This window comes from Pseudotamlana haliotis, from assembly GCF_008806375.1.
Classification (GTDB): Bacteria; Bacteroidota; Bacteroidia; order Flavobacteriales; family Flavobacteriaceae; genus Pseudotamlana; species Pseudotamlana haliotis.
The window spans coordinates 98,728-122,390 of the sequence record NZ_WAAT01000041.1 but is presented as its reverse complement, the minus strand read 5'-3'; the positions used below and the strand labels follow the sequence as shown (position 1 = coordinate 122,390).

The following is a 23,663-nucleotide window of genomic DNA, read 5'->3' as shown; positions in this document are numbered from 1 at the left end:
TTAACATTTTGCGGCTTCAAATAAAGAAAGTATATTCGGGCTTTTAACTAAATTAAAAATGATGGAAGAATCAGGTACAATCGATATTAAGTCGATCAATGAAAAAATTGAAAAAGAAAGTGCTTTTGTTGATTTGCTAATGCGTGAGGTAAACAAGGTGATTGTTGGCCAAAAACACATGGTGGAGCGTTTGCTTATCGGATTGTTAGGTCAGGGGCATATTTTGTTAGAAGGGGTGCCAGGATTGGCAAAAACCCTTGCGATTAACACCTTGTCTCAGGCGGTAGACGGGTCTTTTAGTAGAATTCAGTTTACGCCAGATTTATTGCCTGCCGATGTTACAGGAACATTAATCTACAACATGAAGGTTAATGATTTTTCTATTAAAAAGGGACCTATTTTTGCAAACTTTGTATTGGCCGATGAGATCAATAGAGCGCCAGCAAAAGTACAATCGGCACTTTTAGAGGCGATGCAAGAGAAGCAAGTGACCATTGGTGATGAAACCTTTAAACTGGATAAGCCGTTTTTAGTAATGGCAACCATGAACCCGGTTGAGCAGGAAGGAACGTATCCCTTACCGGAAGCACAGGTTGACCGTTTTATGCTAAAAACAGTGATTGATTACCCGAAAATTGCCGATGAGCAATTAATTATGAGAGCAAACTTAAAAGGTTCTTGGGAAAAAGTAAGTCCTGTAGTTTCTGTGTCTCAAATTTTAAAAGCACAAGAAGTAGTTCGTGAAGTTTACATGGACGAAAAAATAGAGAAGTATATTTTGGATATCATCTTCGCAACGCGTTATCCAGAGAAATATAAATTAGAAGATTTAAAACCATTAATTTCATTTGGGGCTTCACCTCGTGGTAGTATCAATCTAGCAACAGCAGCAAAATGTTACGCGTTTATCAAACGTCGTGGCTATGTGATTCCTGAAGACGTACGTGCCGTAGTTTATGATGTGTTACGTCATAGAATCGGGATTACCTATGAAGCTGAAGCTGAAAACGTCACTTCGGTTGATATCATCAATAAAATTGTAAATGAAATAGAAGTGCCATAAAGTTTATTTGTTTAACTGTTTATTCGTTTAAACAGCTCACAAATAAACGATTTAACAAATAAACGATTCAACAACAATTGGATACTAAACAATTACTAAAAAAAGTTCGGAAAATTGAGATTAAGACACGCCGACTGTCTGATCATATTTTTGGAGGAGAATACCATTCTACTTTCAAAGGTCGTGGTATGACTTTTAGTGAGGTGCGCCAGTATCAATTTGGTGATGATGTTCGTAATATCGATTGGAACGTTACCGCGCGATACAACGAGCCTTATGTAAAGGTTTTTGAGGAAGAACGCGAGCTGACCATGATGCTTATGGTTGATGTTTCAGGGTCTGAATTATTCGGAACTGCCGATCAGTTTAAAAATGAAGTGGTTACTGAAATTGCTGCGACTTTAGCTTTTTCAGCCACTCAAAATAACGATAAAATTGGGTTGATTTTGTTTTCAGATAAGATCGAACTTTATATTCCGCCTAAAAAAGGACGCTCTCACGTGCTTCGTATTATTCGTGAACTTATTGAGTTTGAGCCTGAAAGTAAAAAAACCAATTTTGCCGAAGCTTTAAAGTTTCTGCAAAATGTCATGAAGAAAAAAGCCATCGTGTTTGTGCTGAGTGATTTTATTGCAGATGATTATCATCAAACCATGAAAATTGTTTCTGGTAAACATGATGTGACCGGCATAAGAATTTACGATAAGCGCGAAGAAGAAATTCCGAATCTTGGTATGGTTCAAATGCAGGATGAAGAAACCGATGAGCTCATGTTGGTGAACACATCTTCAAAAACGGTACGACGTAATTATGCTAAATTCTATCAAGAAAAAGTGAATTATTATAAGGAAAGTTTTAACAAAGCTGGTGCCGGAACTATTGATTGTCGTGTTGATGAGAGCTACGTTAAAAAACTTTTAGGCTATTTTAAAAGAAGAGGATAATTAACATGTATAGAGGGATTGATATAAATTTTAAAAATATTAAAATGTCGTTCAAAAGACAACAACTGTTGTTTTTTGGCACTTTTTTGCTTTTTGCTTTGTCCTTAAATGCACAGGTGAAATCGACGGTAGATTCTACATCGGTTAAAATAGGTGCGCAAATCACTTATCATATTCAGGTGGAAACAGATTCTACCGATTTAGTGGTTTTTCCGGAAGGCCAAACTTTTGCGCCACTGGAATTGATAGCATCTTATGATATTGATACTTTAAAGAATAAAGATAAGTTCAACCTCATTAAAAAATACGGTTTAACACAGTTTGATTCTGGGAAATATAACATTCCGAGGCAAAAAATTATCATCGGTGATAAAACTTTCATGACCGATTCAGTTCAGGTTGAAATCCACAATGTAGCTATTGATACCACTCAAGGGCTTTTTGATTATAAACCTATAATGGCCGTTGAAAAAAGCGGAAGCAACTGGTGGAAGCCGGTGCTTATTGGGTTATTAGTTATCGCACTCATTGGCTTTTTATTGTATTGGTTTATTTGGAGACAAAAACCATTAACCGAAGACGAAAAAATAGCCTTACTACCACCGTATGATCGTGCGAAATTAGCCTTGCAAACTTTAGATGAAAGTCACTACTTGGAACATGAAAACCTTAAGGATTATTATTCTGATTTAACCTTCATTATTAGAAAGTATTTAGATGAGAAAGTTTACGACCGTGCTTTAGAAAGTACTACCGATGAACTTATTAGTCATTTAAATTTGCTTAAGGCCGGTAATCAGGTTGATTTAAGTCAGGATGATATTAAAAAATTAGAAAGCATCTTAAAACGTGCCGATTTAGTAAAATTCGCTAAATCTGCTCCAGATATTGAGTTGGCGAAGCTCGATAGAAAGACTATTGATGTGGAAATAGATCACGTTAAAGAAGCATTGCCTGAACCTTCGGAAGAAGAAAAACTTCTGGATGAACAATACAGAGAAGAGCAAGAACGCAAAAAGCAACGTAAAAAAATATGGCTAACAGTTGGTATTAGTGTCTTTTTACTTTTAGCGACGTTTACTGGGCTTTCCTTAAAATATGGGTTCAGTTATGTTAAAGATACTATCATGGGTCACGATAGTAAAGAACTTTTAGATGGTGAGTGGGTGACTAGTCAATATGGGATTCCGCCTGTAACGATTTCTACACCTAAAGTTTTAAAACGTACAACGCCTGAATTACCTGAGGCTGCCGCTCAACAAATGAAATTAACGCAGTTTAGTTATGGGAGTTTAATTGACGGATTCCAATTGGTTGTGGCTACAACCACACTAAATAGTCCGGGTCAAGAACAGCAGCAAACTCAAGGACAAGCTAAACCGCAAATAGATATTAATAAATCATTAGGGGCAAGCCTGAAAATGTTTGAAGCTGCTGGTGCTCAAAATATCATTACTAAAAATGAAGAATTCGTGACGCCAAATGGTGCCGAAGGGGTTAAGGTTTTCGGAACCATGGATATGCCAATCCAAGGCACTGAAAACTTTGAAAAAGGCAAGTATGTGATGTTGGGCTTCGCGTCTGAGAGTGTCGTACAACAAATTATGATTTTCCATAAAGAACAGGATGTTTACGCCGAACAAATGGTGACACGTATTTTAAATTCAGTTGAACTTAAAGAGGCAGAAGAATAATGTTTGAAGGTGCAGAGTTTTTAAATAAAGAGTTTTTCTGGTTGTTACTGTTGCTACCACTAGCTATTTTGTGGTATGTGTTTAAAAACAATAAGCAAACGGCAGAATTAAAAATGTCAAGCTTAAAAGGTTTTCAGTTGACCAATTCTTGGTTGCCAAAATTAAGGCACTTGATGTTCGTTTTACGCTTATTAGCCTTAGCCTTTTTAATCACTGCTTTGGCAAGACCGCGATCTGTAGATGTGTCATCCAGAACAAAAACCACGCGTGGTATAGATATTGTTATGGCAATAGACGTTTCTGGAAGTATGTTGGCCAAAGATTTAAAGCCGAACCGTTTGGAGGCTTTAAAAGATGTGGCAGCCGATTTCATTAAAGGAAGACCTAACGATAGAATTGGTTTAGTTGAGTACGCTGGTGAGAGTTATACAAAAACACCAATAACGAGCGATAAAGCCATTGTACTCCGTTCTTTAGAAAGTATCAAGTATAATAACATTATTGAAGGAGGAACGGCTATAGGCATGGGCTTGGCCACTTCGGTAAACCGGTTAAAAGATAGTAAGGCGAAGAGTAAAGTGATTATTTTATTAACCGACGGGGTTAACAATTCAGGTTTTATTGATCCTAAAATAGCCAGTGAATTGGCTGTAGAATATGGTATAAAAACCTATACCATTGGCTTAGGAACGAATGGTATGGCTTTATCGCCTGTGGCCATTTTACCTAACGGAAATTTTCAATATGGCAGAGTACAAGTTGAAATTGATGAGGTCTTGTTAAAAGAAATTGCTGAGGTGACCGGCGGAAAATACTTTAGAGCGACTAATAATGAAAAGCTCGAAGCGATTTATGATGAAATCAACAAGTTAGAAAAAACTGATGTAGAAGAATTTAAGTTCTATAACTATCAAGAATTATATCGTCCGTTAGTACTATTGGCAGGCTTATTATTGCTTATAGAACTATTGCTACGTTTTACGGTTTTTAGAAGTTTTGTATAGCATGATGTAAAAGAGTTATTAGTGCATTTGTGGTACGTTATATAAACAAGTCCACGAAAAATAATTAAACAAATTTAATGTATCAATTAGAAGAAAAAATATGGTTTTGGGCGTTAGGTATTATTCCTGTGATAATCCTCCTCTTTTTGGTGCTTCAATTTTGGAGGTATAAAGCGCAAAATAAATTTGCTGATAAAAAAGCCCTGAAAAGGTTGAGTCCGAACCGTTCAGTGTTTAAAGGTGTTTTAAAAGTAGTGGTTTTAAGTTTAGCTTTTGCTTGTTTAGCCTTGGCTTTGGTGAACCCTAAAGTGGGTACCAAACTAGAAACCGTAAAGCGTGAAGGTGTTGATATAGTTTTTGCGGTTGATGTCTCTAAAAGTATGCTAGCCGAAGACATCGCACCAAACCGTTTAGATAAATCGAAACAGCTGGTGACGCAAATCATCAATAACTTAGCTAGTGACCGTATTGGTATTATTGCTTACGCGGGAAAAGCTTTTCCGCAATTGCCTATTACAACAGATTATGCTTCGGCAAAAATGTTTTTACAAGGCATGAATACTGATATGTTATCTTCTCAAGGAACCGCTATTAATGAAGCTATTAATTTATCAAAAACCTATTTTGATAATGCCGAGCAAACCAATCGTGTTTTAATTATTATTTCTGATGGTGAAGATCACAGTGAAGCTTCAGAGGCCGTTGCTGAAGAAGCCAGTGAAGAAGGTATTCGCATCTTTACAATTGGTGTTGGTGATGTGAAGGGTGGCCCGATTCCTGAGAAACGTAATGGTGTAGTTTTAAATTATAAAAAAGACAACCAAGGCGAAACGGTTATCACGAAATTGAATGAAGACACGCTTAAAGCTATTGCCGATGCAGGTGATGGGGTTTATATTAACGGAAGAAATACCAATGCGGTAGTTGAAGAAATTCGTGAGATTTTAAACGCGATGGACAAAACTGAATTTGAAGCCAAGCAGTTTGCTGATTTCAAAGACCAGTTTCAGTGGTTTTTAGGCTTCGGAATTTTCTTTTTACTATTAGATATTTTCTTGTTAGAAAGAAAAACAGGTTGGCTAAAGAAATTAAACTTATTTAATGAAAACCTTTAATTTCCGCGAAAGCGATTCTGGAAGACTAGAAATAAATACAGATACACCGGTTTTATAATTAAAATAAAAGTGTAACAATGAAACAAATAATAACAGGCTTAGTACTATTTATCACGCTTTTTGGATTTTCGCAAGAAGAAGATGAAGCCCAATTGTTGGCTGCAAAAAAAGCGAACAATTTCGTGTATGAAGGCAATGACCTAGCCGAATCTGAAGATTTTGTTGCTGCTGAAATGGCTTACCGTAAAGCAATTTCAGAACAAGAAACTTCAGTCGCGGGTGCTTATAATCTGGCCAATGCCTACATTAAAACCGAAAATTTTGACGAAGCCCTATTTCGTTTGGAACAGGCTGCTAAGAAAGCGACATCTAAAGACGAGAAGCATAGAGCTTTTCATAATATTGGGAATGTTTTAATGCAGAATGAAAAATGTAAAGAAGCTGTTGAAGCTTATAAAAGTGCTTTAAGAAATGACCCTTCAGATGATGAAACCCGTTATAATCTTGCTGTAGCTAAGGTTTGTGCTGAAGAGCAAAAGGACCAAAACCAAGATCAGAACGACGAAAATCAGGATGATCAAGAAAACCAGGACGATCAAGAGAATCAGGAAAACGAGGATAACAAAGATCAGGAAGGCGAAAACGAAGACGAAAACCAGGATCAGGAAGAAGGGGAAGACGAAAACGAAGATAAACAAGACGGCGAAGATGAAGAGGATGATGAAGGCAAGCCAGAAGATGATAAAAACGAGCAAGGTAAAGATCAGGAAGAGGATCAAGCAAAGCCTCAGCCGCAACCCGGACAATTATCACCACAGCAAATTAAAAGTTTGTTAGAGGCTATGGATAATCAAGAACAGGAGGTTCAAGAAAAAATTAATGCCGAAAAACAAAAAGGGGTTAAAATAAAATCGGAGAAAGATTGGTAGTTTAGTGCCGATTTTCAATTCCGCGAAAGCGTAAATTTTAAAAGTAAATCAGGATTAGCGTTAATAATTAAAGTCTAATATGCAGTTTATAAAAAACATATTCATATTACTAATTGTGTGTTCAGCTAGTATCGCTTCTGGACAAGACCTTGAGTTTGTGATGAAAACAAGCAAGCAAAAGTTAGGGATTAATGAACGTTTGCGTGTTGATTTTGAGATGAATCGTGATGGTGATCATTTTACACCACCAGATTTCTCAAACTTTACCGTTGTTGGCGGTCCAAACCAGTCGGTGAGCAACTCTTGGATTAATGGAAAACGTACTTATAAAAAAACCTATAGTTATTTTTTGGCACCGAAAAAACGAGGCACATTCACTATTTCGCAAGCCTCTATAGTGATTGAAGGGAACACCTATAAAACGACACCTAAAAAGATACAGGTCACTGCAGCTGTAGACATTCCTAAGGATCCAAATGATCCATCGTACGTGGCTTCAGAAGGTGTGCATTTGGTTGCTGAAATTTCTAATACCAATCCGTACTTAAACGAAGCGATTACGGTGGTGTATAAGCTTTATATTTCGCCTACTATCGGTGCCGATCACATTAATGAAATTGATTCACCACGATATAACGATTTTTGGAGCCAGATTATTAATACTCAAAATGAAAAGGTTCAAAATGGGAAATATAACGGTGAAGATTATCGTTTTTTAGTTTATAAAAAAGCGGTGCTTTATCCGCAAAAAACGGGTAAGTTAGACATAGAACCTTTAAGTTTAGATTTAGCGTTACGTGTACCAACCAACCGTCGTGATATTTTTGGTGGGGTTGTAATGTCTCGTGTAAATAGAACGATTTCGGCAGGGCGAAAAACTATTAATGTGAAAGCACTTCCTGAAGCCGGAAAGCCTCTAGATTTTACAGGTGCTGTTGGAACTTTTGATTTTGATGTTCAAGCTTCTAAAACAGCACTGGATGCTACCGAATCTTTACAGTTAAATATTTCGGTAGAAGGTACTGGAAATTTAAAATTATTTAAGCTACCAAAAGTAACCTTACCAAGTTCTTTGGAGGTTTATGAGCCCGAGCATGATGAAAAGGTACGAACGACCTTATCGGGAATGAAAGGAAGTATCACCGATAGTTATACCATTGTACCGCAGTACAAAGGAAAGTACCCTATACCGAGCATATCATTTTCCTACTTTGACCTAAAAACGAAGCAGTATAAGCGTTTGTCTTCTGAAGAAATTTTAATTGATGTTTTAAACGGACCCGCAAGTCATTCAGCAAATGCTGAAAATAATCGCGATTCAGCGGTAAACAAGCAAGAAGTGGTTTCAAACACCGATCACTTTGCTTTTATTAAAACGCAAACAGATTTTAGTACGATTAAACAGAGTTACTTCTTCAAAACCAATTTGTTTTGGAGTTTGTTATTATTGCCGCTATTGGCCATTCCGTTAGCCATTGTGATTCGTAATAAAAAGGCCGATCGTGATGCCGATGTTTCAGGAAATAAAATTAGAAAAGCCAATAAGTTGGTTAAAAAGTATTTAGGGCACGCTAAGAAATCTCTAGGTCAGAAAGAAGCCTTTTATATTGCCTTAGAGAAAGCTTTACACAACTACCTGAAAGCAAAGTTGCATATTGAAACGAGCGATATGAGTAAGGAAAAAATCATTGATTTACTCAAAGGAAAACAAGTTGATGAGGTTGTAATTACTGATTTTATAAGCTTAATTGAACGTTGTGAATTGGCACGTTATACCCCAATTGATATTGCCACCATGCAAGAGGATTTTGAAAAGGCCGGGGCAACCATTTCTCTAATTGATAAACAAGCACGTTAAGATGAAAACTATACTTTATTTTATGGCGTTTTTGCTCACTTTTGGCGTTTTTGCTCAAAATGACGCCTTGTTTGAAAAAGCCAATCGTTTTTACAACGACGGAAAATATGCTGAAGCTATTGATAACTATCAAGCGATTTTAGAAAGCGGTGTACATTCAGCAGATTTATACTTTAACCTGGCAAATGCCAATTACAAGTTGAATAATATCGCGCCAAGTATTTACTATTATGAAAAAGCATTGCTTTTAAACCCGAATGATAGCGATGTTAAAAATAATTTAGCTTACGCTGAAAACATGACTGTTGATGCTATTGATAAGGTGCCAGAAGCGGGCTTATCTAAATTCATCAATAATCTTACCAATAAGATGACTTTTGATGGGTGGGCGATAACGGCAGTTTGTTTGATGTTCGTTTTTGTGATTTTATTCTTGGTTTATCATTTTTCATATGCTACAACACAAAAGCGTTTAACCTTTGTTGGGAGTTTAACGGTTTTAGCGATGATTTGCGTGACCCTGACTTTAGCGTTCCATAAATACAACTTAGGTAAAAAGGATAATCCGGCTATTGTTTTTGTGCAAGAAAGTAAGGTGAAAAGCACCCCAAATGCTAAAAGTGAAGAAGCTTTTAGACTTCATGAAGGTACCAAAGTTCAGGTCATAGAATCTTATGACGATTGGCAAAAAATTAAGTTGACCGATGGTAAAACAGGTTGGGTACTTACTGATGATATTAAAATGTTAAAGGATATTTAAATGCTGTGATGCTGCAAGAATATTTTTTATATTTGGTACCTTAATTTAAAGGTTAATGTCAAGACATTTTGTTTCTATAATTTTATCCATGATATTTTTGGCGTTTATTGCGGCACCAACAATACTCAAAATGGTAGATGACACCATTGATATTTCCTTTTTCTACTCTTTTGCTGAAGAAGAAGAGAATGGTACTCCAAAAAATGTGAATAAAGAAATCGTTGTTCTTAGCGATTTAAATCATGAGTCAAACTTCTTTTTAAGTAATCATGAAAATATCACGGGGTATGTATTTAAAACGTACACCATACCACACCGCAATTTAGTTTCCCCGCCACCCGATTTTACATAGTATAATTTTTCGTTAACAGACTAGTGATATAGTCTCATTATTTTTAACAACTTAAGCCGTATAGAAAGGTCTTAAGTAAAATTTATTATAGTATGTTTAAATATTTAAAAAATGACTTGCCATCGAGTGTAGTCGTGTTTTTTGTTGCGTTACCATTATGTTTAGGAATCGCTTTAGCCAGTGGAGCACCTTTATTTTCTGGTGTAATTGCTGGTATTATTGGTGGTGTTGTAGTTGGAGCCCTTAGTGGTTCTAAATTAGGTGTTAGTGGACCAGCAGCTGGATTGGCTGCCATTGTTTTAACCGCCATTGGAACTTTAGGTGGTTATGAAAATTTCTTAGTAGCTGTTGTTTTAGCAGGTATTATTCAAATTATTTTTGGGGTACTTAAGGCTGGAGTTATTGGGTACTATTTCCCATCTTCAGTAATTAAGGGCATGCTTACCGGTATTGGTATCATCATTATTTTGAAGCAAATTCCACACTTTTTTGGATATGATGCCGAGCCAGAAGGGGCAGATAGTTTTTTAGAAGCTTCAGGCGAGAATACGTTTTCGGCCATTTTTAATATATTTGATAACCTTATTATTGGATCACTAGTTATTGGTGTTATTGGTTTAGCAGTAATTTTGTTTTGGGATAATATTTTAGCTAAAAAAGCAAAGTTTTTTACAGTGATTCAAGGGCCTTTAATTGCTGTTGTTTTAGGTATTGTCTTTTATTCAATTTTTGGTACTAGTGGATCACTTGCAATTGAAAGCACGCACTTAGTAAGTGTGCCGATTCCAGAAGATTTAGATTCTTTCATTGGGCAATTTAGTTTTCCTAATTTTGGAGCTATTACTAGTGTTGATGTTTGGGTTGTGGCCTTTACCATTGCTTTAGTAGCAAGTTTAGAAACTTTATTGAGTGTAGAAGCTACAGATAAATTAGATCCAGACAAAAATGTAACCCCTACCAATCGTGAGTTATTAGCTCAAGGTGCTGGTAATATCGTTTCAGGTTTAGTTGGTGGTTTGCCAATTACTCAGGTGATTGTACGAAGTTCAGCTAATATTCAATCTGGAGGTAAAACAAAATTATCGACAATCATTCACGGTTTCTTACTGTTAATTTCGGTAGTATTGATACCAACCTTACTTAATAAAATTCCTTTATCTGTACTTGCAGCTATTTTATTTGTTGTAGGCTATAAATTGGCGAAACCTGCTTTATTTTTTAAAATGTATAAATTAGGTTGGAAACAGTTTGTACCGTTTATAGTTACTGTTGTAGGTATTGTATTTACTGATTTATTAGTAGGTATTAGTTTAGGGCTTTTAGTGGGTGTTGTAGTTATTCTACTAAAGAGTTACCAAAACTCACACTTCCTTCATATTGAAGATAAAAGTAATGGTAAACACATAATTAGCATGACTTTAGCTGAAGAAGTTACCTTTTTTAATAAAGGTGCTATTTTAAAAGAACTAGACAGCTTACCTAATGAAACGTATTTAGAACTAAACCTTATGAAAACAAGGTATTTAGATAATGATATTATCGAAATTCTTGATGATTTTTCTACGAAAGCCAAAGAGCGTAATATTGATATTAAGCTCGTTTCAAAACGTGGTGTTGTTGAAAATCCAGAAAGTTATTTTGAATTTTTCCGTAGTAAGCCTAAATCAAAGATTAGTTTAAGTTAAAACAAAAAATAGATTTCACGGTTTAAGTAACAGTCTTAGAAGATATTAAACCCGATGAAATCAGTATTAAAAAGATAATATTATGAAAGCACATACTAAAGAAACACAAGCAACATTGACTCCTGAGAAAGCATTAAATTTTCTACAAGAAGGGAATGTAAGATTTCAAAATAATTTAAAAGCCAATAGAAATTTATTAGAACAAGTTAACGATACTAGCGCCGGGCAATTTCCTTTTGCAACTATTTTAAGTTGTATCGATTCACGTGTGTCTGCCGAATTGGTTTTTGACCAAGGATTAGGAGATATATTTAGTGTTAGAATCGCTGGGAACTTCGTAAACGAAGATATTTTAGGAAGTATGGAGTTTGCTTGTAAATTAGCAGGAACCAGAGTTATTGTTGTGTTAGGACACACAAGCTGTGGCGCTGTAAAAGGAGCTTGTGATAACGCAGAACTAGGAAACTTGACAGCAATGTTAGAGAAAATCAAGCCTGCTGTTAATGGTGTTGTAGAGCCTAAAGATGAAAGTGAAAGAACCTCTAAGAACATCGATTTCGTTAACGAAGTCGCTAAAAAGAATGTGGAGTTAACGATTGATAGAATTCACGCCGAAAGTCCAGTTTTATCTGAAATGGAAAAGGCAGGAGAGATTAAAATCGTTGGTGCCATGTACAACGTAAGTACAGGAGCTGTAGATTTTTATTAAAAAATCTTAGATTTAATATTCATAGGGGTCTGTATAGATCATATTTATACAATCAGTCCCTTTGATTAATTAATAGCATAAAAAAAGTCAACACATCGCGTGTTGGCTTTTTTTATGCCTAAGACCATTTATACTCTTAATTTCCGCCAATAAAATGCGCCATTTTGCTTTCTAGTGCAACATAAAAAGAAACCGTAGCTATGGCTATGCTTTATTTTTATGTTTTCTATAAAACAAAAACCATCATTTTCTTTTACCATAAAATAAAAGCAGAAATGGTCTAAGCTTCATCTTTAAAAATAGATATTTTTTCTTTTCCCCTTTCAGGGTTCTCGTCTTCCTTTAATTTTTCGGTTTCAGCCATAATACTTGGGTAAATTAATGGCACTATAGATTTTACGGGTTCGTATAAAATAGAGCTAGCTACCGTTTCTTCATCAAGAAAAGTGATGGTGTTGTTCATGCGGTCAAAAATATTCAGAATAATACTTAAAATTAAAGCAATTTTTAGAGCGCCAAAAATTGCCCCAAGTAATTTGTTAATAATGCCTAAGGCGGCAAAATCAGCAAGTTTGGTTAATGCTTTTCCTGCAAGGCCTATCGCTAAAACGATGATAACAAAAGTAATTGCAAAAGCAGCTATATTAATGGTTTGTTCTTCCCAGTTGGTTTTGTCTTGTAAAAAATCGGCAGCAAAATTACTAAAATGAATGGCCCCGTAAACACCCGCAATAAGCGCAACCAATGAAGCGACTTCCACAAAAAGGCCTTTCATAAACCCGCGAACTAAGCCAAATAAAATTAAAGCCCCTAAAACAATATCAATAACACCCATAATTGTTAATCTTTCTGTAAATATATAATAAATTTCGCCCTTTTTCAGCTAAGATACTTCAAGTGACCTCCTCATTCCGTAACTTTGGTGCCCAAATTAAAATAGCTTCAAAACGTCTAAATAGTACAGTTTTGCGGTTTTTAAACAAAAAATAGATGTCTAGAGACGAAGAATTAAAAACACGATGGGATTTGGTGGTAACAAAACTATCAGATCAATTTGCCGATGGCGACCCTATGGATCTTGATGCTATTATATATTTAATTGGGGTACAAGAACTGGGGCAGCTCGATAGAGCCTTTAAAAAAGATCAAAAGTTAGATTTGATGCATATTGCCATTTGCAAACTTCTGGTGCCTTACGGTTACTACGAACTCGATTTTGTAGATGATGAGGGTTGGCCACATTACAAAACACTCGAAAACCTACCGCATTTAAAAGCCGGTGAGCAAAGTGTTTTAATGAAAGAAGCCATTGTAAACTACTTTTTAGAAACCGAATATATTCATTAAAATATTTTGGGCGTTAGCTAAAGGTCGGGCTGTGAGTTTATCTTGAGCGGAGTCGAAAAGATACAATCTTTTGATTGGTACCTCTCCAAATGGATTTCCTCTGCAATCCCTAACGCAAATCGCGAAAAAATAGTAAATTTGCATTCATTTTTGAAATGACGTTATGATAGATAAGATAAAAGACTTGATCGCTGAAGCCGAAGCTTTTGAAGCAAAAAGCAAAGAAGAAGTAGAAGCTTTTCGTATAAAATACCTAGGTAAAAAAGGATTGTTAAATGACTTTTTTGCTGAGTTTAAAAATGTGGCTAACGATCAAAAGAAAGAATTTGGTCAAACCATAAATAAGCTTAAAAAAACAGCCGAAGAAAAAGTAAACGAACTCAAAGACGCCTTAGAGTCTAAGGAAGAAGTTAAGGGCGTTTACGGTGATTTATCACGTCCGGGGGAGCCTATCCATATTGGAGCGCGTCACCCGATTTCAATTGTAAAAAATCAAATTATCGAAATCTTTTCACGTATCGGATTCAACGTGAGTGAAGGTCCAGAAATTGAAGACGATTGGCATAACTTCACGGCATTAAATTTACCTGAGTATCACCCAGCACGTGATATGCAGGATACCTTTTTTATTCAAACGAATCCAGATATTTTATTGCGTACACACACCAGTTCAGTACAGGTGCGTTACATGGAAAATAATCAACCACCTATACGTACTATTTCTCCAGGTCGTGTGTATAGAAATGAGGCAATTTCAGCCCGTTCACACTGTTTTTTCCATCAAGTAGAAGGTTTGTATATTGATAAAGATGTGAGTTTTGCAGATTTAAAACAAACCCTTCAGCATTTTACAACCGAAATGTTCGGAAAAAGTAAAATTCGTCTACGTCCGTCATACTTTCCATTTACAGAGCCTAGTGCCGAAATTGATGTGTATTGGGGCTTAGAGACCGAAACCGATTATAAAATCACCAAAGGTACTGGTTGGTTAGAAATTGGTGGCTGTGGTATGGTAGATCCTAATGTTCTAGAAAACTGTAATATTGATACTCAAGAATATTCTGGTTTTGCTTTTGGAGTAGGTATTGACCGTATTGCGATGTTATTACATCAAATTGGCGATATTAGATTATTAAGTGAAAACGATGTGCGTTTTTTAGAGCAGTTTAAAAGCGCCTTATAATATATTTAAAAAATTAGTTTAAAGCCGGCTCTATGTAGTCGGCTTTTTATGTTTTTATGACCTTGTTTTTACATATTAGAAATTTCTAAAAAACTTAAGGCTTTAAGAGAATTTATTATTTTTGTAGCATGAAAGAAGATATCATCATACCAAAGGTTGAAGGCGTTTATATTGCCATAGTAAATGAGTATAACGACATTTATAAGAGCCAAGATTGGAACGCCTATATTATTAATGATAAAGACGTTGATTTAGAAATGGTGCTTATAGTAACTGGCGGATATTCTGAAGATAAAATGACTTCTATTTTTAGAAAGAAAATTGATGTGCTTCCAAAGAAAAGCTATGCTAAAATAGAGCTCATGCAAGAAGATTTATTTGCAATAAATAATACCTTTAAAGTGACCTTTTTTGAAGGTAACCAAATGTTTGATAAAACCTATTTGTTTAGAAAAAACACGGTTAATTTAAAAGCATTACAACAGTTGCCTTTAATGTCTGAAAAAGGGGTATTGGTGAAATAGGGTTTTTGTTTTTAACTGTTCTCGACTCCGCTCGAACACCGGTATTGGTGATGTTTCATAGTGGTCTTCGAGCGGAGGCGAGAAGCATCTGAAGCTAGTGGGTTGATTATTGATTATTCGTTATTGATTATTAGGATTGGCGTTAAAGTTCATGCAGGAGCCCAATAATTGTTTATGTGTTTAATTGTTCTCGACTCCGCTCGAACACCAGTATCTGTGATGTTTCGTAGTGGTCTTCGAGCGGAGTCGAGAAGGATTATTGAATGTAGTAATCCGCTTAAATATTGATAATTTTTATTGATTATTGAGGAGTACTGTTTATACGTCGAATCGTTTATGTGTTTAATAATTGTTCTCGACTCCTCTGGAACACTGGTATCCGTGATGTTTCGTAATGGTCTTCGAGCGGAGTCGAGAAGTTTTTAAACCTTTTAATATCTAATATTTAACTTCTAATATGAATTTTTACTTTTAGTTGAAAAGTTCTTTTGGAGTATTGATGTCGCGTTAGGGATTGCAGCGGCATCCTTTTTTGAGGCACAAAAAAAAGATATAGCGGAAAGCCCGACCTTTAGGTAACGCCCAAAACTTCAAACAACGCCTAATCTAACTTCTCTGTTAACTTTTTAAATACTTTTTTTGGATTTTTGTTTTCGTACAACACCTCATAAACGGCGTTTATAATAGGCATCTGTGTTTTCTTGGCGTTTTTAAGGTTGAGTTCATGCGCACTTTTTGTGGCATAATAACCTTCGGCAACCATGTTCATTTCCATTTGCGCCGATTTAACGGTATAGCCTTTTCCTATCATGTTTCCGAACATGCGGTTACGTGAAAATACCGAATACCCCGTCACCAATAAATCACCCAGATAAGCAGAGTTGTTGATGTTACGTTTCATTTTATGAACTTTCTTAATGAAGCGCTTCATTTCGCGAGCGGCATTACTCATAAGCACACTCTGGAAGTTATCACCATAACCTAAACCATGAGCGATACCTGCGGCAATGGCGTAAATGTTTTTAAGCATAACGGCATATTCAATACCAATAACATCATCACTTATTGTTGTTTTGATGTAATCGCTACTTAAACTATGGGCAATATGTGAGGCCTTTTGTTGATCAGCACAAGAAATAGTTAAATAAGATAAACGTTCTAGAGCGACCTCTTCAGCATGGCAAGGTCCAGCTATGACAGCAATATTCTCATAAGGTACCTTGTAAACATCATGAAAATGTTCGCCAACTAATAGCTCTGTTTCGGGTACGATACCCTTGATGGCAGAGACTATGGTTTTGTTAGAGATGTCTATGTTGAGTTTTTCGAGTTCACTGTATATAAAAGCCGAAGGGATGACGAAAATAAGCACATCAGCATAGTCTGCAACTTCATTGATGTCGTTACTCAGTTTAAGTTGGTCTAGGTGAAACTCCACCGAACTTAAGTAATTGGGGTTGTGCTGTTCGCGTAGTAAGTGCTCTTTGGTGTAAACACTACGCATGTACCAACCAATTTCATCTAAATTTTCAGAAAGCATTTTTACAATGGCAGTAGCCCAGCTCCCTGCTCCGAAAACGGCGTATTTTAATGGTTTATCCATGAAAATGATATCAATTTCTAGGTCAAAAGTACATAAAAAAATGCTTAATAATGGGGCTTTCACTATTAAGCAATTGTTTTTTTGGCACGTGTTTTGAAATTGCTTTCATAGAAATCATTAACTTGTAAATATATGAAAGCAATAAAACTCCTTTTAGTCGTGGTATTTAGTACCGCCCTATTTACCTCTTGTGAGGCTGTTTATGTTGAAGAACCTCGTGTGTCTTTAAATCAATTATTGGGTTCTTATGAGTTATGGTATGTCGATATTAATGCCACTATAGGTTATGGTGAAACACCATGGTTGCAAAAGGCTTTTACCGTTTCGTTTGTAAATAGATTGCTTTATGCAAACAATAATATTGCTGGAATTGGTGAAACCGGTAATGGTTTTGGTGTGGATGTAGGTGTTTATGATGCTTATGATATGGTTTTAGATGTTGATCATGATGTTGATGGTTTTTCTACTTTTGAAGTGTACCAAATATCAAGCAACCGCATAGAGCTTTATAACCCTTATAATGATACGTCTTATTTTTTGGACGGTTATCAGCGTTCAAATTTTGATTATGATATGGTGTTTTATGATAACATCCACTACTTTTTACAAGATTATACAGCTTGGGAGAAAATATACACCAGTGCTGCTGGTCAAGTGAATCCGTTTGACGATGAAAATTATTTACAGTTTATAGCTGGTGGAAATGACACAACTTTTCGTAGTTCACAAGATCAAGTGGGCTCAAACCCAAGCTATATTCAATGGGATTATATTGGTGATTATGGTGTTCGTGACGTTCCTAATAATTTCTATTTAAAAACTTTAACATTAGATTATGATATCTACGGCAATGAATATTTTGAATTGAGCGTTATTGATGATGAAACCATAGCGTTGTTTCAGCCATCGTCTGGTACAACTTATGAATTTGCCGGCCGTGGCTATATTCAATATGTCAAGGCTGCCAATGGTAAGGACGATACAAAGGAATTAATAGAGAAAAAACGTAAGTTTAAAAAAGAAAGAAAAGAAAATCCGCGACAAAGTTCACGGCGTATATAAAAGTTTTTTGGTTGGTTATTTAGTTAGAAACCGTTTAGAGTCCATAGCTCTAGGCGGTTTCTTTTTTGTGATTACTTTTATTGAGCTAGGTGATTTTAATGTGTGTTACTAAATGTTATGTTTATACAAAAAAGTTCTCGACTCCGCTCGAACACCGTCTCTAGAGGTATTTATTCAGGGTCTTGAAACGTTTTTAATTCAAGTCGAGCAGTTTGATTACCCTATTTTTATAAACGGATCATTTTTAAGACTCAATTGAATACACGGCACGCTTGCTCCAATTGGTAAGAATGTATCTTAGTTTATCATATTTTGAAATGTGCATGATTGACCAATAAATGCACCAAGCACTTAAGGTTATAAATAAGCCAATACCAAATTTTAAATCGAATTGAGCAATAATTGAACTTAACAAAATATTACAGAAGATGTTAAGTAGAATGGCTTTTCTAATGCTCATTTTAAGCATGCCCGTTATAAAATTCCCTGTTAACAGTTGATCTGTAATGACTATTTTATTTGGGTTTTTAAAGTCGATAAACACATGATGACGATAGTCCATGATAACTGTAATAGACTGTTGCTTTCGTTCGTATTTATAGTCAAACTTTTTTAAAAAGTCTTCGGTGTTTTCAATGTTCATTAGGCGATTTTATTTTTCAATGTTCAGTTTTGAAGTGTTAGTCTAGCTGAATATTTGGAAAAATAAAAGTATATTCTTATTGTGACTTGGAAGTTACCGTAATGTTAAGTCGATATAAAATCGCGTGTTTTTATAGGGTTTATCTCTAAAAAAAATATAATATTTTGAATTTTATAGCTATTTAATGTTAAAATCATGTTATCTGTAAAAATTCATCTCATCCATGTATTTCCAAACGTGTGCTGGTAGCATGGGTTCAATGTTTTTTCCTGCTGCAATAGATTTTCTTATAAATGAAGAAGAAAGTTGCATGATAGGGGCGTCAATATGAATGATTTTTTTATGACCATCGAAGCGTGTTTCTATTTTGTTTTCCGAAATTCTAGGATAAACATACACAAAGTAATTTTCTAGAATGACCTCATGATTTTTCCATTTGTGAAAACTTTTCAGGTTGTCTTCACCCATAATTAAAGAAAATGTATTGGCAGGATATTTTTCTTGTAAATAGATTAAGGTGTCAACCGTGTAATTGGGCTGAGGTAAGTTAAATTCGATATCACAGGGTTCTAACTTCTCGTAATCGTGAGTAGCCAGGTGAACCATCTCTAAACGGTCGTAATTATTTAAAAGTGTTTTTTTCTCTTTAAAGGGGTTGTGTGGAGTCACTACAAACCAAATTTTATCCAGATTGCTGTATTCTACAATATGGTTGGCAATAATTAAGTGACCAACGTGTATCGGGTTGAAGGAACCAAAATAAAGTCCGATTTTCATTAAAAAGCGATTAGGAGTTTATAAAATCATTGATTTTTTCATGGGCTTCTTCCAAAGCGTGTTCCAGAGTGTCATTTATGATAATGGTATCAAATAAAGGTGCTGTAGCGAGCTCGGCAGATGCTTTAGCTACACGCATGTTTATTTTGTCTTCCGTTTCAGTTTTACGCTTCTTTAAACGAATTTTTAGTTCGTCAACACTTGGTGGTTTTACAAAAATAGCTAGAGTTTCTTCTGGGAATTTACGTTTAATTCTTAGTCCTCCAGAAACATCAATATCAAAAATGACATTTTTTCCTTTGGCCCAAATACGCTCAACTTCTGCTTTTAAGGTACCGTAAAAATTATCACGATAGACTTCTTCCCATTCTAAAAAATCATCGTTTTTAATATGGTTTTTAAAATCATCGGCCGATAAAAAATAATAATCTTTACCGTGAACTTCAGTACCGCGTTTTTCTCGTGATGTTGCTGAAATTGAAAACTCTAAATTTAATTCTTCTTGCTGAAGTAAGTGTCTTACTATAGTTGTTTTTCCAGACCCTGAAGGGGCTGAAAATACGATAAGTTTACCTTTTGTTATTTGCTTTTCTTCTGCCAAACTTTAATAATTTATAAGACGTTTAATAACTGCTCTTTTATTTTTTCTAATTCGTCTTTCATTTGAACGACCAACTGTTGCATTGGGGCATAGTTACTTTTAGAACCAATCGTGTTAATCTCTCTACCCATTTCTTGACTGATAAACCCTAATTTTTTTCCGTTAGAATCTGTAGAGTTGATGCTTTCAGTGAAATAGTTGAGGTGGTTTTTTAAACGCACTTTTTCTTCAGTAATATCAAATTTTTCTATGTAATACACCAATTCTTGTTCAAAACGGTTTTCATCGTATTTCTCTCTTAGTTCTTCAATACCTTTTAGCAAACGTTCACGAACAGCTTCAATACGTTCTGGATCCATAGCAATGACTTGCTCTAGAATATTTCCGATACTCGTAATGCGGGCATTAAAGTCTTCCTCTAATACTTTACCTTCGTTTAGACGGTAATCGTTTAAATCGTTAACGGCTGTAATAATAGCGTCTTCTATGGTTTGCCATTCATCTTGATCGATTTCTTCTCTAACGGTATTTAAAGCATCAGGAAAACGAACCGCCATTTTTAACAGTTCAACTTCATCACCAGATACAACTTGTCTGAGTTGCTCCATGTATTGTTTTACAACAGGGGTGTTAATTTGTGTTGAGGTGTCTTCAGCAGTAGCTTCAACGTAAATTGAAAAATCTACCTTACCGCGAATGAGTTTATCAGCCAAGACTTTTCTAATGGCTAATTCTTTTTCTCGGTAAATAGAAGGCATTCTCGCATTTAAATCTAAATTTTTACTGTTTAAAGATTTAAGTTCAATGGTGACTTTTTTAGTGGGTAGTTGTAAAACAGATTTTCCGTAACCTGTCATGGAATAAATCATATACTAACGTATTAAGTTACGCAAAGATAATTAAAACCTAAGGTATAAGAAATAGAATATGAAGCTTAAAGTGAATACGTTAAATATTCAGTATCAAAATTGTTTTAAAAAGTGAGCTGGTTTGTATTGAAAACAGCCATGTTTTTTGTTTTTGACTTGTAACAAAAAGTTGGACAATTAATTGCGAGATTTAAGATGTTCTAAAAAGGGAGGAAGTCTACAGTTCGGCTAAAATTTTCAAACATGGGTGATATGACTTATTTATTAGTTATTACTGGTTTATCACACTCTGCACATTCACTTGCATTTCGCGAAAAGCGATTCATTAAAAAAAGTCCTGGACCATCCCCATTTTTGACTTTCATTATGTTATCTCTTTTCATTATTCAGGAAAGAAACACGTCAAAACTATTGAGAAGTAGGAAAAGGTTATGAAGCGGCTTTATCAGGCAAATTAACATCTAGTTTTTATACATAGCTGTAGGTAAACCATACGTGATTGAGATCATAGTAAGTAATATTTTTCTACTAGGCAGAAAACCTTAATCATCTGTTGTCGCATAGCCAAAAAACAACCACTCTTAAATTAGTAATATTTAAAAAACGAACATCTTTTAAAATGGGTAAAGTCGTGTATTTGTATTTTTATACTTTCTGCTTAATCACATGTTTTATTTGACTTTTATAGCCCTAAGAGCGTAGTTTCTATATGGTTTAGAAGGCTAATTATGTACATTTGAAATTGATGAAGGTAATTTTCACCTCATAAAACTAGATCTTTTTTAGGGAAATTCATCAAAAAATTAAAACTCAAAATAACATATAAAAACAACCAGACTAATGCCTAACACGAACTATAAGTATGTAGATTATCTTTGGGAAGAATCCAAAGTAGAAAATATAAAAAATGACGAAGTAGCGCTATTTTTATATAGGTCTAACATTCTTGGTCAAGACCTAAGAATTACCAATTATGGAGGAGGAAATACCAGTTGTAAAACCATTGAAAAAGACCCGTTAACAGATAAGGAAGTTGAAGTTATGTGGGTTAAAGGATCTGGAGGTGACATAGGTACTTTAACGAGAAGCGGGATTGCAGGCTTGTATACAGAACGTTTGAGAGATTTAAAAAAGGTGTATCGCGGCGTTGATTATGAAGATGAAATGGTAGCACTCTTTAATCACTGTATTTATGATTTAGATAGTAAAGCGCCTTCAATTGACACGCCTTTACATGGATTATTACCTTTTAAGCACATTGATCACTTACATCCAGATGCTCTTATTGCTGTTGCTGCTGCAGAAGACAGTGAAAAAATAACAAAAGAAATTTGGGGTGACACCATGGGATGGGTGCCTTGGAAAAAACCTGGTTTTGAACTGGGATTGATGCTAGAAACATGTTTAAAAGATAATCCAGGTATTCGAGGTATTGTTTTAGGTAGCCATGGTTTGTTTACATGGGGAGATACTTCATATGAATGTTATATCAATAGTTTAGAGGTGATTGAAAAAGCTTCTGCTTATATTGAAAATAAAATTGCAGAAAATGGGACTGTATTTGGTGGATCAGTAATTGAAAGTTTACCAAAGGATGACCGTTTAGAGAAAGCATCAATTTTAGCTCCGCTACTTAGAGGTTTATGTTCTTCAGAGAATAGAATGATAGGTCATTTTACAGATGATGAAAAAGTATTAGAATTTATTAATAGTAAAGATCTAGAGCGATTAGCCCCAATGGGAACCTCTTGTCCAGATCATTTTTTAAGAACCAAGATTCAGCCGCTAGTGCTTAATTTAAGTGTAACAGAAGATTTGGAAAATACAGACCAAATTCTAAAAAAAATCGAGCCAGCTTTTGAAGCTTATCGAGATGAATACGCTAAATATTATGAAACCTGCAAGGATGAAACAAGTCCAGATATTAGGGATGCCAACCCAGTTATTATTTTATATCCAGGTCTTGGTATGTTTAGTTTTGCAAAAAACAAGCAAACGGCACGTGTGGCAAGTGAATTTTATATTAATGCCATTAATGTTATGCGTGGTGCCGAAGCCATTTCAAAATATACATCATTACCACGTCAGGAAGCTTTTGATATTGAATATTGGTTATTAGAAGAGGCCAAGCTACAACGTATGCCTAAGGAACAACCTTTATCTAGAAAAGTAGCATTGGTCACTGGTGCTGGTGGTGGAATTGGTAAAGCAATTGCAGATAAACTCGCAGAAGAAGGCGCTAATGTGGTGTTAGCAGATTTATCAGAAGAACGATTAGAGGAAGCTTTAGCAATGTATAAAAACGATACTGCTATTGCGGTTCCAGGAGATGTTACTAATTATAATTCTATTGATAACTTATATAAGCAAGCCTGCCTAGCTTTTGGAGGTGTAGATATAGTTGTGCATAGTGCTGGTTTGGCAATATCAAAACCAATAGAAGAAACTACGGAGCAGGATTGGGATCTTTTACAAGATGTATTGGTAAAAGGGCAATTTGTATTAGCAAAAGAAGCGGTTAAGATTTATAGAAAGCAAAATTTTGGCGGTGATTTTGTAAGTATTGCTAGTAAAAATGGTTTAGTTTCTGGACCCAATAACGTGGGGTATGGAACGGCTAAAGCTGCTCAACAACACATGTCCAGATTACTTGCTGCAGAATTAGGTGCAGATCATGTTAGAGTAAATGTAGTTAACCCAGATGGAGTTATTGTTGGTAGTAAAATCTGGGAAGGTGAATGGGCTGAGGGCCGAGCAAAAGCTTATGGTATTTCAGTAGAAGAATTACCTGCGCATTACGCAAAACGAAACTTATTAAATGAAATTATTTACCCGGCTGACATTGCTAATGGCGTATTTTCTTTAGTTGCTATTTTAAATAAAAGTACTGGTAATATTATTAATGTTGATGGCGGAATGGCGAATGCCTTTGTAAGATAAT

At 35.3% G+C, this 23,663-nt stretch carries 22 protein-coding genes; 16 read left to right on the top strand and 6 right to left on the bottom strand.

Translation table 11 applies throughout. From position 1 onward, the window contains the following. Nucleotides 1–61: 61 nt before the first annotated feature. The 11 genes from F6U93_RS08130 (at nt 62) to F6U93_RS08080 (ending at nt 12,113) form a co-directional block, all read left to right on the top strand. Nucleotides 62–1,063 carry an AAA family ATPase gene (locus F6U93_RS08130; RefSeq protein ID WP_150938699.1) on the top strand — a complete coding sequence of 334 codons (1,002 nt, stop codon included), beginning with the start codon at nt 62–64 and terminating at the stop codon, nt 1,061–1,063. Between the two features lie 77 nt (nt 1,064–1,140). Next, entirely contained in the window at nt 1,141–2,007 is an 867-nt protein-coding gene (locus tag F6U93_RS08125) for a DUF58 domain-containing protein (RefSeq protein WP_150938643.1), read from the top strand. 44 nt (nt 2,008–2,051) lie between these two features. Then, a complete protein-coding gene (locus F6U93_RS08120) occupies nt 2,052–3,701 on the top strand; it encodes a BatD family protein (RefSeq protein WP_225312620.1) in 1,650 nt (549 codons plus the stop codon). Beyond that, the gene (locus tag F6U93_RS08115; protein WP_150938639.1) at nt 3,701–4,705 is read left to right on the top strand and encodes a vWA domain-containing protein; all 1,005 of its coding nucleotides are present in this window, start codon (nt 3,701–3,703) and stop codon (nt 4,703–4,705) included. The genes F6U93_RS08120 and F6U93_RS08115 overlap by 1 nt, the downstream gene beginning before the upstream one ends. Nucleotides 4,706–4,782: 77 nt before the next feature. Further along, nucleotides 4,783–5,820, top strand: a complete 1,038-nt coding sequence (locus F6U93_RS08110) for a VWA domain-containing protein (RefSeq protein ID WP_150938637.1) — start codon at nt 4,783–4,785, stop codon at nt 5,818–5,820. A gap of 77 nt (nt 5,821–5,897) precedes the next feature. Then, nucleotides 5,898–6,749 carry a tetratricopeptide repeat protein gene (locus F6U93_RS08105; protein WP_150938635.1) on the top strand — a complete coding sequence of 284 codons (852 nt, stop codon included), beginning with the start codon at nt 5,898–5,900 and terminating at the stop codon, nt 6,747–6,749. A 79-nt stretch (nt 6,750–6,828) separates the two neighbouring features. Further along, the gene (locus tag F6U93_RS08100) at nt 6,829–8,607 is read left to right on the top strand and encodes a BatD family protein (RefSeq protein WP_150938633.1); all 1,779 of its coding nucleotides are present in this window, start codon (nt 6,829–6,831) and stop codon (nt 8,605–8,607) included. 1 nt (nt 8,608) lies between these two features. Then, a complete protein-coding gene (locus F6U93_RS08095; protein ID WP_150938631.1) occupies nt 8,609–9,367 on the top strand; it encodes a tetratricopeptide repeat protein in 759 nt (252 codons plus the stop codon). A 55-nt stretch (nt 9,368–9,422) separates the two neighbouring features. Then, nucleotides 9,423–9,719, top strand: a complete 297-nt coding sequence (locus tag F6U93_RS08090) for a hypothetical protein (RefSeq protein ID WP_150938629.1) — start codon at nt 9,423–9,425, stop codon at nt 9,717–9,719. A 92-nt stretch (nt 9,720–9,811) separates the two neighbouring features. Then, nucleotides 9,812–11,404 (top strand): SulP family inorganic anion transporter, encoded by a 1,593-nt coding sequence (locus tag F6U93_RS08085; RefSeq protein ID WP_150938627.1) that lies wholly within the window; start codon nt 9,812–9,814, stop codon nt 11,402–11,404. Nucleotides 11,405–11,486: 82 nt separating this feature from the next. Further along, entirely contained in the window at nt 11,487–12,113 is a 627-nt protein-coding gene (locus F6U93_RS08080; RefSeq protein WP_150938626.1) for a carbonic anhydrase family protein, read from the top strand. A 280-nt stretch (nt 12,114–12,393) separates the two neighbouring features. On the opposite strand, the gene F6U93_RS08075 is transcribed toward F6U93_RS08080, so the two are convergent. Continuing rightward, nucleotides 12,394–12,948: a CvpA family protein gene (locus F6U93_RS08075; protein WP_150938624.1), complete on the bottom strand. Its 555-nt coding sequence runs from the start codon at nt 12,946–12,948 to the stop codon at nt 12,394–12,396. A gap of 155 nt (nt 12,949–13,103) precedes the next feature. Here F6U93_RS08075 and F6U93_RS08070 point away from each other — a divergent pair, with 155 nt between their 5' ends. The 3 genes from F6U93_RS08070 (at nt 13,104) to F6U93_RS08060 (ending at nt 15,167) form a co-directional block, all read left to right on the top strand. Beyond that, the gene (locus tag F6U93_RS08070) at nt 13,104–13,460 is read left to right on the top strand and encodes a hypothetical protein (protein WP_150938622.1); all 357 of its coding nucleotides are present in this window, start codon (nt 13,104–13,106) and stop codon (nt 13,458–13,460) included. 163 nt (nt 13,461–13,623) lie between these two features. After that, a complete protein-coding gene (pheS, locus tag F6U93_RS08065) occupies nt 13,624–14,643 on the top strand; it encodes a phenylalanine--tRNA ligase subunit alpha (protein ID WP_150938619.1) in 1,020 nt (339 codons plus the stop codon). Nucleotides 14,644–14,771: 128 nt separating this feature from the next. Then, a complete protein-coding gene (locus F6U93_RS08060; RefSeq protein ID WP_150938617.1) occupies nt 14,772–15,167 on the top strand; it encodes a hypothetical protein in 396 nt (131 codons plus the stop codon). A 601-nt stretch (nt 15,168–15,768) separates the two neighbouring features. On the opposite strand, the gene F6U93_RS08055 is transcribed toward F6U93_RS08060, so the two are convergent. Further along, nucleotides 15,769–16,770 (bottom strand): NAD(P)H-dependent glycerol-3-phosphate dehydrogenase, encoded by a 1,002-nt coding sequence (locus tag F6U93_RS08055; RefSeq protein ID WP_150938615.1) that lies wholly within the window; start codon nt 16,768–16,770, stop codon nt 15,769–15,771. 132 nt (nt 16,771–16,902) lie between these two features. Between F6U93_RS08055 and F6U93_RS08050 the strand changes: the two genes are divergently transcribed. Further along, nucleotides 16,903–17,832: a nicotinic acid mononucleotide adenyltransferase gene (locus tag F6U93_RS08050; RefSeq protein WP_150938613.1), complete on the top strand. Its 930-nt coding sequence runs from the start codon at nt 16,903–16,905 to the stop codon at nt 17,830–17,832. 244 nt (nt 17,833–18,076) lie between these two features. Here F6U93_RS08050 and F6U93_RS08045 read toward each other — a convergent pair whose 3' ends face one another. From F6U93_RS08045 to F6U93_RS08030, 4 genes are all read right to left on the bottom strand, one after another. After that, nucleotides 18,077–18,475 carry a hypothetical protein gene (locus tag F6U93_RS08045; RefSeq protein WP_150938611.1) on the bottom strand — a complete coding sequence of 133 codons (399 nt, stop codon included), beginning with the start codon at nt 18,473–18,475 and terminating at the stop codon, nt 18,077–18,079. A 198-nt stretch (nt 18,476–18,673) separates the two neighbouring features. Further along, a complete protein-coding gene (gene nadD, locus F6U93_RS08040; RefSeq protein ID WP_150938609.1) occupies nt 18,674–19,252 on the bottom strand; it encodes a nicotinate (nicotinamide) nucleotide adenylyltransferase in 579 nt (192 codons plus the stop codon). Nucleotides 19,253–19,262: 10 nt separating this feature from the next. Next, nucleotides 19,263–19,835, bottom strand: a complete 573-nt coding sequence (gmk, locus tag F6U93_RS08035) for a guanylate kinase (protein WP_150938697.1) — start codon at nt 19,833–19,835, stop codon at nt 19,263–19,265. Between the two features lie 29 nt (nt 19,836–19,864). After that, nucleotides 19,865–20,722 carry a YicC/YloC family endoribonuclease gene (locus F6U93_RS08030; protein WP_150938607.1) on the bottom strand — a complete coding sequence of 286 codons (858 nt, stop codon included), beginning with the start codon at nt 20,720–20,722 and terminating at the stop codon, nt 19,865–19,867. 840 nt (nt 20,723–21,562) lie between these two features. Between F6U93_RS08030 and F6U93_RS08025 the strand changes: the two genes are divergently transcribed. Then, on the top strand, nt 21,563–23,662 hold the full coding sequence (locus tag F6U93_RS08025; RefSeq protein ID WP_150938605.1) for a bifunctional aldolase/short-chain dehydrogenase: 2,100 nt from the start codon (nt 21,563–21,565) through the stop codon (nt 23,660–23,662). Nucleotide 23,663 lies beyond the last annotated feature (1 nt).